Annotated in this window: 11 protein-coding genes; 6 read left to right on the forward strand and 5 right to left on the reverse strand. The window is 59.1% G+C overall.

Going from position 1 to position 15,950, the window contains the following annotated elements:
- Position 1: 1 nt before the first annotated feature.
- The 4 genes from JTJ32_RS02750 to gloB all read right to left on the reverse strand — a co-directional run bounded on the left by JTJ32_RS02750 (position 2) and on the right by gloB (position 6,339).
- Positions 2 to 1,858, reverse strand: a complete 1,857-nt coding sequence (locus JTJ32_RS02750) for an extracellular solute-binding protein (protein WP_210040701.1) — start codon at positions 1,856 to 1,858, stop codon at positions 2 to 4.
- The gene (locus JTJ32_RS02755; RefSeq protein WP_210040703.1) at positions 1,855 to 3,684 is read right to left on the reverse strand and encodes an extracellular solute-binding protein; all 1,830 of its coding nucleotides are present in this window, start codon (positions 3,682 to 3,684) and stop codon (positions 1,855 to 1,857) included. Before JTJ32_RS02755 ends, JTJ32_RS02750 begins: the two co-directional genes overlap by 4 nt.
- 183 nt (positions 3,685 to 3,867) lie before the next feature.
- Positions 3,868 to 5,460, reverse strand: coding sequence for a LysM peptidoglycan-binding domain-containing protein (locus tag JTJ32_RS02760; protein ID WP_099228170.1), 1,593 nt, complete (start codon positions 5,458 to 5,460; stop codon positions 3,868 to 3,870).
- A 99-nt stretch (positions 5,461 to 5,559) separates the two neighbouring features.
- Positions 5,560 to 6,339: a hydroxyacylglutathione hydrolase gene (gene gloB, locus JTJ32_RS02765; protein ID WP_184319369.1), complete on the reverse strand. Its 780-nt coding sequence runs from the start codon at positions 6,337 to 6,339 to the stop codon at positions 5,560 to 5,562.
- A gap of 81 nt (positions 6,340 to 6,420) precedes the next feature.
- Between gloB and JTJ32_RS02770 the strand changes: the two genes are divergently transcribed.
- The 4 genes from JTJ32_RS02770 to JTJ32_RS02785 all read left to right on the forward strand — a co-directional run bounded on the left by JTJ32_RS02770 (position 6,421) and on the right by JTJ32_RS02785 (position 9,552).
- Positions 6,421 to 7,179 (forward strand): methyltransferase domain-containing protein, encoded by a 759-nt coding sequence (locus JTJ32_RS02770; protein ID WP_099228174.1) that lies wholly within the window; start codon positions 6,421 to 6,423, stop codon positions 7,177 to 7,179.
- A 52-nt stretch (positions 7,180 to 7,231) separates the two neighbouring features.
- Positions 7,232 to 7,684 carry a ribonuclease HI gene (gene rnhA / locus JTJ32_RS02775; protein ID WP_004883928.1) on the forward strand — a complete coding sequence of 151 codons (453 nt, stop codon included), beginning with the start codon at positions 7,232 to 7,234 and terminating at the stop codon, positions 7,682 to 7,684.
- Positions 7,685 to 8,192: 508 nt separating this feature from the next.
- On the forward strand, positions 8,193 to 8,972 hold the full coding sequence (gene dnaQ, locus JTJ32_RS02780) for a DNA polymerase III subunit epsilon (RefSeq protein ID WP_210040705.1): 780 nt from the start codon (positions 8,193 to 8,195) through the stop codon (positions 8,970 to 8,972).
- Positions 8,973 to 8,994: 22 nt separating this feature from the next.
- A complete protein-coding gene (locus tag JTJ32_RS02785) occupies positions 8,995 to 9,552 on the forward strand; it encodes a GNAT family N-acetyltransferase (RefSeq protein WP_099228178.1) in 558 nt (185 codons plus the stop codon).
- 32 nt (positions 9,553 to 9,584) lie between these two features.
- Here JTJ32_RS02785 and JTJ32_RS02790 read toward each other — a convergent pair whose 3' ends face one another.
- Positions 9,585 to 9,797 carry a hypothetical protein gene (locus JTJ32_RS02790; protein WP_004883932.1) on the reverse strand — a complete coding sequence of 71 codons (213 nt, stop codon included), beginning with the start codon at positions 9,795 to 9,797 and terminating at the stop codon, positions 9,585 to 9,587.
- 212 nt (positions 9,798 to 10,009) lie between these two features.
- On the opposite strand from JTJ32_RS02790, the gene JTJ32_RS02795 reads away from it, so the two are divergent.
- Positions 10,010 to 10,570: an NADPH-dependent FMN reductase gene (locus JTJ32_RS02795; protein ID WP_210040707.1), complete on the forward strand. Its 561-nt coding sequence runs from the start codon at positions 10,010 to 10,012 to the stop codon at positions 10,568 to 10,570.
- A 147-nt stretch (positions 10,571 to 10,717) separates the two neighbouring features.
- A complete protein-coding gene (locus JTJ32_RS02800; protein ID WP_210040709.1) occupies positions 10,718 to 15,916 on the forward strand; it encodes a dermonecrotic toxin domain-containing protein in 5,199 nt (1,732 codons plus the stop codon).
- Positions 15,917 to 15,950 lie beyond the last annotated feature (34 nt).

Consider the following 15,950-nt stretch of genomic DNA (forward strand, 5'->3'; position numbering starts at 1 on the left):
GTTATTGCTCCGTGCTCGCGGGGGCAGCCTGGTCAGGGGCGGGTTGAGTCGGTACCACGGGTTTCGCGTCTGGCTTGACCCACCAAGTCATCAGGCCGATATCCGAAAGCGCCTTGGCCTGCGGGTGGCCGAGATGGTTCCAGTACGCCACGCGCCAGGTCTTGATATGCCAGTTAGGCACGACATAGAAGCCCCACAGCAAGACCCGGTCCAATGCTTTGGTGTGGTTGATCAGGCTTTGCCTGGAATCTGCGTTGATCAGGCCGCTCACCAGTGCGTCGACTGCCGGGTCCTTGAGGCCCATGAAGTTGCGGCTGCCTGGATTGTCGGCGCTGGAGGAGTCGAAGAATACCCGCTGCTCGTTGCCGGGTGAACTGGACTGCGGAAAACTGCTGACGATCATGTCGTAGTCACGCGAACGCAGCCTGTTGATGTACTGCGAGACATCCGCGCGGCGGATCACCAGTTCGATGCCCAGGTCGCTCAAGTTGCGCTTGTAGGGCAACAGGATGCGTTCGAATTCGGTCTGGGCGATCAGGAATTCCAGTTTGACCGGATTGCCCTGGGCGTCGACCATCTTGTCATCGACAATCTTCCAGCCTGCTTCCTGCAACAATTGAAACGCACGACGCTGCTGTGGCCGAATCATGCCGCTGCCATCGGTGACGGGCAGCTTGAACGGTTCGGTGAAGACCCGATCCGGGATCTTGCCGCGCAATGGCTCCAGAAGCTTCAGCTCTTCAGGGGAGGGCAGACCGCTCGAGGCCATTTCCGAGTTGTCGAAGTAACTTTTCGTGCGGCTATAAGAGCCGTTGAACAGCTGTTTGTTGGTCCACTCGAAATCCAGCAGCAGGGTCAGCGCCTCACGCACACGAGCGTCCTGGAACACCGGTTTGCGCAGATTGAAGATGAAACCCTGCATGCCGGTCGGGTTGCCGTTGGGCAGCTCTTCCTTGATCAGACGACCCTCTCTTACGGCCGGCGTGTCGTAGGCCGTCGCCCAGTTTTTGGCGCTGGTTTCCATCCAGTAATCGAACTGGCCGGCCTTGCCCGCTTCCAGCGCAACCGTGTTGTCGCGGTAATAATCGGTGGTCAGGACGTCGAAGTTGTAGAAACCCCTGTTGATTGGCAGGTCATTGGCCCAGTAGTCCTTGACCCGCTCGTAGCGCACCGAACGACCGGCTTTCACGTCGACAACCTTGTAGGGACCGCTGCCCAAAGGGAAATCCAGATTGCCCTTGCTGAAATCTCGCGTGGCCCAGAAATGCTTGGGCAGGACCGGCAGTTGGCCCAGAATCAACGGCAGCTCACGGCTGTCGGCATGTTTGAACTTGAACATCACCCGCAAAGGGTCTTCGACGATGACCTGGTCAACGTCGGCGTAGTAGCCGCGGTACATGGGCGAGCCATGCTCCATCAGCGTCTTGAAGCTGAACTCGACGTCTTCGGCGCGAATGGGGTGACCGTCGTGGAAACGCGCCTCGGGACGCAGGTAAAAACGTACCCAGCTGTTGTCCGGGGCCTTTTCGATCTTGCTCGCAATCAATCCGTATTCGGTGAGCGGCTCGTCCAGACTTCCGCGTGCCAGGGTGTCGTAGATCAGGCCGATGTCATCGGCCGGCACGCCTTTGTTGATGAACGGGTTGAGGCTGTCGAAACCGCCAAAGCCTGCCTGCCGGAGCGTACCGCCCTTGGGCGCGTCCGGGTTCACGTAGTCGAAATGCTTGAAGTCGGCCGGGTACTTTGGCGCTTCGTCGTACAGCGTCAGGGCGTGCTGAGGCGCGGCCTGTACCGAGCAGGCCAGGCTTGCCAACAGCAACGCGGCTGTTCGCAGGCTCAGGGCATGTAAAGGGTTCATCGGGGCTTCTCCAGAGACTTGAGCCACCACGCACGCAGCCCCAGGGTGTAGGGCGGGGTGGTGACCATGGCGAATCGATTGCGATACGCAAGGCGATGATTGTTCAGGTACCAGTTGGGAATGATGTAGTGCTGTGACAGCAGGACGCGATCCAGCGCGCGCGCGGTGGCCACCTGCTCATCGCGGGTTTGGGCGGCCAGCAGTTTGTTGAGCAGGCTATCGACCACGGGGTTCGCGACACCGGCGTAGTTCTTGCTGCCCTGGATGGACGCCTGACTCGAGTGGAAATACTGCCATTGTTCAAGGCCGGGGCTGAGCGTCTGTGGCAGGGTCATGAGGATCATGTCGAAGTCGAAGCGATCCAGGCGTTGCTTGTACTGCGCCCGATCCACGGTGCGCAGGTCGGCATTGATGCCCAGGCGTCGCAGCTCTTCGATGTAGGGCAGCAGAATGCGTTCCAGGCTGGGGTTGACCAGCAATATCTCGAAGCGCAGCGGCTGTTTGTCGGCGTTCAGCAAGCCTTTATCAGTGAGTTTCCAGCCTGCACTGCCCAGCAGGCCCAGCGCCTTGCGCAGCGTTTCACGCGGGATGTCGCCGCCATCGGTTTTCGAGGGCGTGAACGGCTGAGTAAAAAGGGTGGGCGGCAGTTGGTCCCGATAGGGCGCCAGCGCAAGCCATTCGCCACCTGTGGGCAACCCGGTCGCGGAAAACTCGCTGTTCGGGTAGTAGCTGGTCGAACGTGCGTAGGCATCGTTGAACAGCGTTCGGTTGGTCCATTCGAAGTTGAACAACAGGCCCAGCGCCTCGCGAACCCGGACATCGGCGAACGTTGCGCGGCGGGTGTTCATGAACAGCCCCTGGGTCTGGGTCGGAATCCTGTGCGGTATCTGCGCCTTGATCACGTCGCCATTGGCCACCGCCGGGAAGTTGTAGCCATTGGCCCAGTTCTTGGCCTGATGCTCGATGTAGATATCGAACTCGCCGCCCTTGAACGCTTCGAAGGCCACATCATTGTCGCGGTAGAACTCCACTTCAACGCGGTCGAAATTGTACTTTCCACGGTTGACCGGCAGGTCCTTGCCCCAGTAATCCTTGACCCGTTCGAAGATCAGCTGGCGTCCCGGCTGAACGCGTGTAATGCGATAGGGCCCACTGCCCAGTGGCGGCTCGAAGGTGGTGGCCTTGAAGTCCCGGTCCTTCCAGTAGTGCTGCGGCAGTACCGGCAGTTCGCCCAGACGCAGAATCAGCAGCGGATTACCGGCCCGTTTGAACACGAAACGGATGCGATGCCGGTCGAGAATGTCTACGCGCTGCACTTCCTGCAGGGCGGTACGGTATTGAGGGTGGCCGTCCTTGAGTAGCGTGCGGTACGAGAATGCCACGTCGTAGGCGGTGATCGGCTTGCCATCGTGAAAGCGTGCCTGGGGCCGGATATTGAATACCACCCAGCTTCGGTCTTCGCTGTATTCGACAGACTGAGCGATCAGGCCATAACTGGAGGTTGGCTCATCGCCGGAAGGATCGTACTGCCCGGTGCCGACCATCAGCGTCTCATTGAGCTCGTTGACGCCGTATTGCAGGAAATTGCCGGTCGATACCGGGCTGGTGCCTTTGAAGGTGTAAGGATTGAGCGTATCGAACGTGCCAAAGGCCATCATTCTCAGGGTGCCACCCTTCGGCGCCTCGGGATTGACCCAGTCGAAGTGAGTGAAGCTGGCCGGGTACTTGAGAACGCCAAACTGCGCATAACCGTGATTTTCGGTGATGGCTGCGTTGGCGAAGAAGCTCAAGGCCAGACTGACGATTAGCAGGAAGGGACGTATCACGATCCAGGCGACTTGGGCTTTCGGGTCGCTAACAGTAACAGCTTGTCCCGACAGGAAAAAGACTGGAGAGGGGCGTGACCGGAGAAGAACGGTGTACAGGCGTTCAGGTCAGTTTCGGGCGGTGACGCAGGGCTTCCCCGTATCATGCCAATGCAGTGCAGCGGCATGATACGGAGCGGTTCATCAATGTGGCAGATAGACCGTGAGGGTCTGGCCGGGCTTCAGGGCCTGGCCGGTACGCGGGTTCCAGCGCTTGAGATGTTGCATCTCGACATTGAAGCGTTTGGCGACCAGATACATCGAATCGCCTTTCTGGATCTTGTACTGCATGGATTTCTTTTCGCCATCCTTGCTGCTGGCGCTGGCAACGGCCTTGCTGCTGGTCTTGCTGCTGTCCTGCATCACCAGCGTCTGACCGATCTTCAGCTTATGACCGGAGAGCTTGTTCCAGCGCTGCAGGTCCTCCACATCGACCTTGTTGGCCTGTGCGATTGTGGTCAGGTTGTCGCCGTTCTTCACCTTGTAAGTGCGGCTGCGGGCAGGCTTCTCATTGCTGGCCAGCGCCTCGAACACCGGTTGCGAGGTGTTCAGGCCCGGCTTGACCGGAATGCTCAACGACTGCCCGGCTTTCAGGCGATTGCCCGCCAGCTTGTTGTTGCTCTTGATCGAACTGACGGTGACCTGATAACGGCTTGCGAGACTTTCCAGCGTGTCGCCACGACGAACGCGGTAAGGCTGCCAGGCGACCAGTTCTTCCTGCTTCATGGTCGACAGGCTGGCGGTCAACAGCTGCGCCTTGGAGGTCGGCACCAGCAGATGCTGGGGGCCGTCGATGGTCAGGCGCTTCTTGAAGGCAGGGTTGAGCTGGATGAGTTCGTCTTCGTCGATATCGGCGGCGCTGGCCACCTTGGACAGGTCGACGCGCTTGTTAAGCTCGACGACTTCGAAATAGGGTTCGTTGGCAATCGGGTTCAAATTGACGCCATACGCTTCCGGCGAGAGCACCACCTGTGACAGCGCCAGCAGTTTGGGCACGTAATCACGGGTTTCCTGGGGCAACGGCAGGTTCCAGTAGTCAGTCGGCAGGTTGAGCTTGTCGTTGCGCTCGATGGCGCGGCTGACCGTGCCTTCACCGGCGTTGTAGGCCGCGAGCGCCAGCAGCCAGTCACCGTTGAACATGTCGTGCAGGCGCGTCAGGTAATCCAGTGCGGCAACGGTCGAGGCCTGAATGTCGCGGCGCCCGTCGTAGAAGTTGGTCTGACGCAGATTGAAGTAACGCCCCGTCGAAGGGATGAACTGCCAGAGGCCTACGGCTTGGCTGCGCGACACGGCCATCGGGTTGTAGGCGCTTTCGATCACAGGGAGCAGGGCCAGTTCGAGCGGCATGTTGCGCTCTTCGAGGCGCTCGACGATGTAATGCATGTAAAGGCTGCCGCGCTCGCCGGCATTTTCCAGAAAGGACGGGTTGTTGGCGAACCACAGGCGCTGCTGGTCGATGCGAGGGTTCTGATCATTGCCCTGCTGCAACTGGAAACCCTGACGCATCCGTTCCCAGACATCCTGAGGCGGTGCCTGCGGGGTGGCGGTCTTGTTGGTCAGAAAGATGGGTTTTTGCTTGATGCCGGTGGCCAGATTCGGCGCGCGGTATGAGCTGGAAGAATCGACGTGGGCTGTGCTCTGACAGCCGACCAGAAGCGCACTCGCTGCTACAGCCACGGCCTGGGCCAACCGAGTCAATGCGTCCGAATTTACAGGCTTGCTAATAGATGACGACATTGTTCGGGGGGTACATCCAGACGAAAATGTCGGGCGATTCTAGAAAGCGTGCTGCCGCTGGTCAACCTTTCAGAATTTTATTGCGATTTGACGGTCGCCTCAGAACTTGTCTTTCCATGCCCTCAAGCTGGCAAAAACCGCACTCTGCGAGGTGTTTTCCACTCCGGCCCGTTCGTCCGCTTTTTCTTTAACGGATGTTTCATGAGTGCGCAGGAAGGGGTTGGTGCGTCGTTCAAGCGCCAGATTGGAGGGCAGGGTGATTCGATTTTCCTTACGCAGCCGACTGACCTCGGCGAGGCGCTCGGCGATATCCGTGTTGTCAGGCTCCACCGCCTGAGCGAACTTGAGGTTGCTCAGCGTGTACTCGTGGGCGCAGTAGATCAGGGTGCTGTCCGGCAAGTTCGCCAGGCGGCCGAGCGAGGTGTGCATCTGCTCCGGCGTGCCTTCGAACAACCTGCCGCAGCCTGCTGCAAAGAGGGTGTCGCCGCTGAACAGCAGCGGCCGGGTCGCGTCATCATGGTAGAAGGCTATGTGGCCGAGGGTGTGTCCCGGAACCTCGTGAACGGTGAAGTCCAGGCCCAGCACTGTGACAACGTCATGGTCGACAAGCGCGACGTCGCGTGCGGGAATGGTCTCTGCCTGCGGCCCCGACACCCTGGCATCCGTCACCTGTTTGAGCTGCGCGACACCGCCCACATGGTCGTTGTGATGATGGGTTATCAGGATGTCGGTGAGCTGATGATCCGGGTGATCGTTCAGCCAGGCCAGCACGGGGGCTGCATCTCCCGGATCGACGACGGCACAGCGTTTGGCCGAAAGGTCTTGTAACAACCAGATGTAGTTGTCATTGAAAGCGGGAAGGGCATGGATCTGTATCATGGCGCAGTTCGCATCGCAGAGAACAATGGTGCATCTTAGAGTCTGTTGCTGTGGTATGCGAGCACCTCTGGAGGAGAACTCATGACCGATGAAGCGTTCGCTCAGGCTGATCCTGAGTGGCTTGCGCTGATCAGCGCCGCTCGCCAATGGCTATCCGGCCCGCTGGGCCAGCTTCTGCTCGAAGAGGAACGTCGCGTTCTGGAAGAGGAACTCGGCCGCTATTTTGGCGGCTATCTGGTGCATTACGGGCCATCGGCCGAAACCCCGCCGGTGGCGCATCAGGTGCAGCGCAATGTGCGGCTCGGCGCGCCATTGCCGGGAGTCGAAATCGTCTGCGAGGAGCAGGCGTGGCCGTTGAGCGAGCACGCCGCCGACGTGGTGGTCCTGCAACACGGTCTGGATTTCTGTCTTTCGCCCCACGGCCTTCTCCGCGAAGCCGCGAGCAGCGTGCGGCCGGGCGGACACTTGCTGATCATTGGCATCAATCCCTGGAGCGCCTGGGGCGTTCGCCACGTGTTTGCCCGCGACGCCTTGCGCAAGGCCCGTTGCATCTCGCCTTCACGCGTTGCCGACTGGCTCAACCTGCTGGGCTTCGCGCTGGAGAAACGCCGCTTCGGGTGCTATCGTCCGCCCCTTGCTTCGGCGGCGTGGCAGTCGCGGCTTTTAGGGCTGGAAAACCTTGGCGAAGGGCGACAGAGCCCCGGCGGCGGCTTCTATCTTCTGGTCGCACGCAAGCTGGTGGTGGGTCTCAGACCGTTGCGCCAGGTGCGTCGCGAGCCCATGGGCAAGCTGATTCCGCTGCCCATGGCCAAGGTCAGTCGCACCACTCGGGATTCCTGAGTCCAGACCTGCCCATGCCCGCCAGGAAGCCCATCATTCTGGAAAGGTTGTAATGAGCGATAGCGTAGAACTCTTCACTGACGGCGCCTGCAAGGGCAACCCCGGCCCTGGCGGCTGGGGCGCACTGCTGGTCTGCAAGGGCGTCGAAAAAGAGCTGTGGGGCGGCGAAGCCAATACCACCAATAACCGTATGGAACTGACCGGCGCCATCCGCGGCCTTGAAGAGCTCAAGCGTCCCTGCGAAGTCACATTGGTCACCGACTCGCAATACGTGATGAAAGGCATTACCGAGTGGATGGTCAACTGGAAGAAGCGCGGCTGGAAAACGGCGGCCAAGGAGCCGGTCAAGAATGCCGATCTCTGGCAGCAACTGGACGAGCAGGTCAGCCGACACACCGTGAAATGGCAGTGGGTACGCGGCCACATCGGCCATCCCGGCAACGAGCGTGCTGACCAGTTGGCCAATCGGGGCGTCGACGAAGTGCGTGGTATCAAGCACGGTTAGGCAGTACAGGCTGACGGCTTGAATAAGCGTCAGCCATAAACCTTTGGAAAGACATCCCGCCCCTGTAGCCTGTACGGCCTCTTGAAGCATCGGCCCTTGAACAATCGCAAACACCGAAAAAAGTCCGCAGCACAGCATCAGTATCAAGGCCAGATGGAAGGGTAAAAGAAGCGAGTATCCGGTGTGGCTCAATGCCGGACATGGCAGCGAAATCGTAAACGCCCGGCCAACGCTCACTGACGATAGAAAACGCCGCGCCAGTTGCTGCTGCTCGACCAGCAAGCGCCTGCGAAGGCCTTTGGTCGAAATGATGCACAGCGCAGAACAGATGACCGCCCGTACATTGCCCACGCCCCAGGTACCCGTCATACCTGCGCATTCAGCGGCAAAACCAAATCCAGATACCCTGTAAAAACAGCATTCGAGGCAGTCAGGCGCGCATCGACACGACATTCAGCCATCCGCCACGACATGCTAATATCGGGGTCTGCAAACGAGGCATCAGTTCATGGCATTGCAAAACACAGACAACAGATCGATCGTACTCGACACCGAAACCACCGGTATGCCGGTGACCGACGGGCACCGCATCATCGAGATCGGTTGCGTCGAGCTGATCGGTCGTCGCCTGACCGGGCGGCACTTTCACGTTTATCTGCAACCGGATCGCGAGAGCGATGAGGGTGCGATCGGCGTGCACGGTATCACCAACGAATTCCTGGTCGGCAAGCCGCGCTTTGCCGAAGTCGCCGATGAATTCTTCGAGTTCATCAAGGGCGCTCAGCTGATTATCCATAACGCGGCGTTCGACGTTGGCTTCATCAACAACGAATTCGCGTTGATGGGCGCTCACGACAAGACCGACATCAGCCAGCACTGCACGGTGCTCGACACCCTGATGATGGCCCGCGAGCGGCATCCGGGGCAGCGCAACAGCCTTGATGCACTCTGCAAGCGCTACGGCGTCGACAACTCGGGTCGTGAACTGCACGGCGCCTTGCTCGACTCCGAGATTCTGGCTGACGTTTATCTGGCGATGACCGGCGGACAGACCAGTCTGTCGCTGGCGGGCAATGCGTCCGATGGCAATGGTTCGGATGGCGGGTCGAACAATCGTGGCAGTGAAATCCGCCGTCTGCCTGCCGTTCGCACCCCGTGCCGAATCATTCATGCCAGCGAAAGTGAACTGGCCGAGCACGAAGTGCGTATGTCTACCATCGCCAAGGCATCCGGCGCGCCTGCGCTGTGGGTGCAGCTGCTGGAGGCCCAGGCGCAGGCTTCATCCTGACAGCAACCGGCAAAGTGGTGACATGACTGTGGCAAACCCTGCTCTGAGCATCCGCGTCGCGGACGAGTGCTTCGAGGATTACATCCTCAACAGCGAATTCACGTTCACCGTTCGCGGTTACGCGACGCCGAAGGTCGGGGAAAGCGTCGAGTCCTGGCAGGTGGAGCCGGTAGAGCCTTATCGCAAGAATTACGGCATCGACTCACAGGAGTTCTGTGATTACCGGGATTCTGCCGGCAGTTCAGTGCTGGTCGCCTGGCTGGACGGGCGCGCTGTCGGGCACATGGTACTCAGTACCCACTGGAGCGGTTATGCCTATGTCGACGAACTGGCGGTGGACGAGTCGGCGCGACGTCATGGCGTCGCACGGTCACTGCTGGACGTCGCCCAGTTCTGGAGCCGCAAGCGCAACCTTCCCGGCATCATGCTGGAAACCCAGAACAACAATCTGGCGGCCTGCAGGCTGTATGAGCGCTGTGGATTCGTGGTGGGCGGTGTGGACCACATGCGTTACAGGGGCATTGATCCGCAAACCCGCGAATCGGCGATCTTCTGGTATCTGATTTTTCCCCAGCCCTGATCTGCGCATGAACAGGGCCTGGCTGTCCGGGTTTACTTCGGCAGACGCGTCATCTTCACGCCGGACTGCACCAGCTCAAAGTCATCTCCGCCCAAATGCTTGACCCGGTCGCCGATAGCCAGACGATAAGTGATCACAGGTTGACCCTGAGCCTCATCGGGCTGTGATTCATGGAATTCATGCACTGGATAAACGCGACCTTCCGCATCTCTGGCATGAAATTGTCCGACGAGAACTGAAGCCATTTGCTTTGAAACCTCTGAAGCTGAATATAACTGCTGGTTTACGAATTCATCGAGGGGTGTAGACCACTGATTTATAGGGGAGTTTGCCGCCCGCGAAAAAATAGTCAGCGCCTGTGTCTGCCGGGCAGGGAATGAAAGCGCCCTCGGTTCGTCTAAACCCGTTGCGTGATCTATACCTAACCCTTTCCTCGAATCAGATGACGGATATTTCCATGAGCCAGGTTCATTCCATCGCCGTATTGGTCGGCAGTCTGCGCAAAGCGTCCATCAACCGAAAAATCGCTCTGGCGTTGGCGGAGCTGGCACCGGATACACTGAAGCTCAATATCGTCGAGATCGGTGATCTGCCGCTGTACAACGAAGACATCGATGGAGACACACCGCCGCCGGCCTACACCGTATTTCGCGAGCAGCTGGCCGCTGCCGATGGCGTCCTGTTCGTGACACCCGAGTACAACCGCTCGGTGCCCGGCGCCTTGAAGAATGCCATCGACGTGGGTTCTCGGCCCTACGGCCAGAGCGCTTTCAGCGGCAAGCCGGGAGCCGTGATCAGCGCATCGCCGGGTGCCATCGGCGGGTTCGGCGCGAACCATCATTTGCGCCAGTCGCTGGTCTTTCTTGACGTGCCCTGCCTGCAGCAGCCCGAATCGTATCTTGGCAATGCCGGGACCTTCTTCGATGAGGCCGGTACGCTTTCCGACAAGACCCGCCCGTTCCTGCAGACCTTCATCGACGCCTTCGCTGCCTGGGTCGAGAAGAACAACCAGGCTTGAGCCGCCTGAAGTGAAAGCGATTCCTGGCTGTTTCGCAACGAATTGTTTTATGTAACGCAGCCGCTTTCATCCGCTCAATAAGCTGTTTCCTTTTGTCCTTGGCCACGCAGTGCTGCGTGGTCGAGGTGTCATTCAAGGAAACAGCACATGTCAGCATTACCCCCCTATTTTTTCAGTGAGTCGCTCAAGACCCGTTTCGTTCAGGACGTCCTGGAGGCCATCAGCGAGTTACGTGTCAGTCACGAACAAGGTCAGTGGCTACGCGGACTGGCCAGTGAGACGAACGCTACACAAACCACCTTCGCCCGCCCCAGGGTCGACTGTTTTGTCAGGGACGATGGGGTGCAACTGACCGGCGAGTTGGCAACGGCACTGATGATCAGCGACCCGGACGACCATCAGGCACCGGTATTTCTACACACCTTGCTGGCCGGGATCGAGCGATTCGACAGTCGCCTTTCCCTGCTGGCCGCGTTGAGACAGCGGTTCGATGAAGTCGGAAATCCGTCCATCGAGATTGACACTCAACAACTGGACGACCCGATTTTCAGTGCCCGGACACGGCTGATCCTGCTTCAACAGGCCAAGCACCTCGAGCACGTGTGGGAACAACTGCATGAGTTGCCCGAGCTGCGCACAGCACTGGGACGCGCCCTGAGCGACGCGCTTCAGGCGCATGAGGCAGCAGTGCACTTCGATGTATTCAGCCACCCTGTGCAACTGATCAATACCGCCGTGTCGGATACCAATGTGGTAGGGACCGACAGTCTGGTCAATGTCGCCGTGGACGAATACGTCTATCAGTCGCTGCCCTCGAATATGAAACGTCAGTATCTGGATGCGTCAGGCGGTGTTCTTTCCGGGCGGCTGGCCGATGCTTGTGCTCAGGCCATGTCCGGCGCCGTTGCCAGCATGGCTTCTGCCTATGAACGGTGCCTGATCGACTACTGGTCGTCCATGCGCAGTGATGGTCAGCGTGTTCGTGGGTTCTTCGCCCGGGCGCTGGCGGAATCGTATCGTCATCATTTGCTGTCAGGGCGCAATGACGGTTTGTTTTCCGCCCTCGAGTATCGAGGTCTGTGTTCGTTGCTGTCAGCGTCCGCTGAGTTGTCGGAATCAAAAAAGATCAGGGTTCGACGTTTGTCGGCGGCGGTGTCCGGGCAGGAGCCGGTCAAGTTGATCGGGGTCTTCGCGATTGATTTCGAGTCTGGAGCGCCCGCAGGCATTTACCTGTACTCGTGCCTGAACGGATTCAGACGTTTCAATGACCTTGGCGGCATCGGTGCCTATTTTTCCAATGAGCAGGGCCGATCCGATCTTCTGTTGCTTTCATCTCTGAACGATCACCCGCTCTTGCGTGACGAAGGGCCGGTCGAGGTGCAGGCCAGTGCGTTTACCGGTCCGTTCCTGGAGCAGTATCTGGATTCGATCATCGCGTTGCAGCAGCGAAGCCTGCGTCATGTGTCGGCGCTTGCCCCGATCGGGTATGAAAAGACGCCGGTGCGGCTTGATGATGCACTGGATATCAGGGCGCTGCTGGACGTCCGGTTACTGAACCTGCATGACCTGGGACGTTGGCGCGCCGGTCCGACTGACTTTGCTGGCATCTGGGAACTCCCTGTCAATGTGCCATACGTCGAGCCGGAGTCGTCCGGGACCTGGGCTGGCAAGTTGCAAAGGCTGGAGTTGCTGCTTGAGCGCATCTCGCTGTTGCATCCCGGTGTGGACGGCTGCATGCGTAATGCACTGAACCGTTATCTGACACTGGTCGGCGAACCCGGCCTGGATGCCCGCAAGCTCTGGATCGCCTCGAAGTCAGGCAGAGTGCCGGCGGTTCCGTTGCTGTCCTGGGTGCTCGGGAGGGTGTGCGGTGATGTCGAAACGGACTTCACTGACGCTGTGCTCATGCGCCGTGAATCAGCGTTGACGGGGGACTCGTTGGAAAGGCGCCTGCCCATCACGCTGCTGGAGCAGATGATCGACTGCGTACTTACAGGTTTCGAGAAACGCTTCGAGCGACAGATCAGCGATTTCTATGCGCGCCCGGTACGGTATCTGGACACCTGCGTACATCCAGGCGCGAGCAGCGGACTCATCCGTGAGTACGCCCTGCGTCTGGATATCATTATCAAGAAGCGCGTAGGCGGGCTGGAAGATCAGGCGCTTCAACGTGTCCAGCAAGTACTGGATCGGCCCTTTTCGGCCTTGAGGGATGTGCTGGGGGACGAGCGTGTGGATGCGTATACCTTGTCCGCGAAGTATGACGGGCTCGAACACCCTGTCGTGATGCCCAACGCCTTTGTGCTGAGCAAACCTGCACACGTCGGCAATGTCGTGCTTTGGCTCGCGGGCTCGGGACTGAGAAGCTTCGATACGGTGCTGGACCTGAAGAGCTGGTTTTCCCGGCAGATGACCGATCAGCGGGCGCATGTGCTGAACGCGCTGTCGGAACCGGACAGGGAGGCGGTGATCCAGCTTCTCAGGAAGGGCAGTGTGTCTGGAGTCGAGATCAACCTGCACGGCACCGAGGGGCACTTCATCAAGGCGTTGCAGGCAATCGAGATCAAGCGGCAACAGCAGACGGCGAGAAGCGTCTATGAAAAGGCCCTCAAGCGCGAGTTGAACTCCAGCCTGTTCCGCCATCTGATGGGGGCGGTCGAGTCGAAGGATGCCAATCGTCTGGTGCTGAACCGCCTTGGGCTGATCATTCAGAATGTGATCAACAAGACGGCCTTGCCAGAGTGGGTCAGTAACGCCTCCAGCACCGATCAGGTTTTACTGATCAATATTCTGCAGCACTTCTATGTGGCGTGCGTCGTACAAAAGGATTTTCTGTTTGGCCTTCCGAGCCTTTATGAGTATTCACGCCAGCAACTGATGGAAAAATTTGCACAGGACTTTCCGGGCCAAACGCTCGAACCGGACGACGTCAAGGTCACCTTGACCCATTATGTTTCCGCTCCCGGGCTGCCTGGGGAAGTGCCTGTTGCCATCCCGGCCGCGACGGAGCGCGTCAGTGAGACGCTCAGCGAGTTTGCCGTCAATCGCTTCATGTCCCGTCAGGACGGCATCATTTCGCTGGCGGCAAAAGAAGGTCAGTCATTGGCCGGGCCGCTGACGGCTTCGTACGTCCGGCAACTGGTCGACTCGCTTGACGTTGCCAAGGGCTATCGACGCCTGCTGGACGGGATCATGGCCGAGACTGACCCCGCCTACGCCGAGCGACAGAAGCTGTTTGCCGAACAATTGCCCGCGACAAGTCTGTTGAGGGCCTTCACGGCCAGACTGAAAAATGAATTGTCCGAAGATGCCTTTCGCTGCATCGAGGCGGTCATGAACATGCCTGATGGCATCGCCCGTCTGCCGGTCGGAGGCCGCAGGATCATACTCAGTCCGCTGTTGCTGTTGCCCGCCAGTCAAGGATGGTCGCCGACGACGGTGGTCAATACTTACCTGATTACCCCACAGGACGGGACACCCGGGCCCTGGGTGCTTTACGCACCCTTTCACAGCGAGTTCGCGTTCAAGGAGTACGCCGACCGGGAGGTGCTACTCAATGACATACGCACGTCGGGCGAACTGCAGGCGTTCATCCTCGACCGGATTGAGCCTGCGGACCGCAAACTGTATGACCACGGCGGTTTCGTGGAACCGCACCTGCCGTTCAGTGTGGAGTCGTCCTTTGACTTGCCGTCAGAGCGCCCAGGCCCGGTTACCGTACAGATCCAGCCTTATGAAGGAAATGCGCTGAGCTTTCTGCTCAAAGGCACCCTGCAAGCCTTGAAGCTGGAAGTGCAGCGCGAAAGCGTGACCAGCGCTGAGTTGAAAAGCACCGCGGCGCGCTATTTGTTCGGTCTGGTTGCCGAGCAGACCATGGCGTTACTGCCGGGGCGTCTGGGCGCACTCGTCGGGATTTGGCAAAGTCAGAGCCTGTTGAACCTCTCTGCTGTCTCCGCTGGAGAACGGCACTGGGGCAAGGCTGTTGCGGAATTCATGGCGGCCCTGAGCATGTTGATCACGTCCGGCCGGAGTGTGCAGGGGGAGGGCGCGCCGGATGCGGAAATACCTGATCTTTCTCTCGACGAAGAACAGCTTCTCAATCAACTGGAGGACCCAGGCGAGGTCATGCCTTTTCCCCAGTTTTCCTGGTCGAACAACTCCCTGACTCAGGAGATCCTTACCCGTCTGCGTCAGTTCGAAGTCAAGGACGTCTCTCTCAGTACCTTGCAGAAGGACGAACTGTTCAACACCTACAACGATCCTGCCAGTGGCAGGAAATATGCCGCCATCGGCGGCAAGGCCTATGAGCTGAAGTCGGATCGGGACGGTTGGTTCATTGTCTCGCAGGACAGGGTCGGCCCGCCGGTGGTGCTTGACGAGGAGCAACGCTGGAAACTGGATCTGCACGGTGGGCTGAAGGGAGGAGGTGCCATATTGACGCGGGTCAAAACCAGCATCGTCGACGCCAACGCGGATGACGTTATGGCCGTTGACAGCCAAGGCATGCTGGAAATCCGCCGGACATTTCGTGGCATGGCGCAGGCAATCGAAGAGGGCCATACCCAGGCTCAGCGTTATCTGGAGAACTGCCTGGATAACCTCTGCCTGAAACTGCCCGACGGCTCGGTGGAGCCGCGCGTCAAACAGTTGCTGGGTGATTTCTTTGCCCAAAGCGAGCCTGACGAGCAACTGTATGAGACGGTCAAACACGTCGTTACGCAGATCTATGGCGCGTTGATGGACCCGACGCTGTCGCCGGTTGATTCGCCACGCTATGTGATCGGGGTCAACCGTATCGGTCATGAGGATTCCACGGCCTTTGTCTTCGGTTCAGACCCGTTGAAACGCATATTTCTGACCGAACAGTTCTTTCGATTGCCCAGCTATCGCTTCAAGGTCAGTGCCATGCGTTCAGGGCACTTTCATTACGGTGCCCATTATCGCGCTGCAATCCTCATCCACGAGCTGTCCCACCTGACACTCAACACCGAAGACCTGGCTTACGTCGATGCCCAGGCGCCCTTTGCCGATCTTCTGGAGGACACGGCCGGCTATCGCTTGAGATTGAAAAATGCGCAGCTGGCCCTTCAGCAGAAAGCGCTTTCCTATCAGACGGACCGCAGTCAGCTGTTCAAGCAACTGGAAAACGACCGCTGGAGAGACCTGAAGCGGTCCGATGGAAAGAGCAAGAGCACGATATTGCGCATCGCCGGCACATCGACGCTGGATGAGGCTCGTGACGTGTTCTATACCGATGTCCGCAAACGCACGGACATCATGCTGACCAACGCCGACACCGTTGCGCTGCTGGTGACCCTGTTGGGTCGTGAGCGCCTGGTGCGCTAGAACGGGCACCCAGGCAAGTCCGTCCCTGGAGTGT

Source organism: Pseudomonas alliivorans, from assembly GCF_017826695.1.
GTDB lineage: Bacteria > Pseudomonadota > Gammaproteobacteria > Pseudomonadales > Pseudomonadaceae > Aquipseudomonas > Aquipseudomonas alliivorans.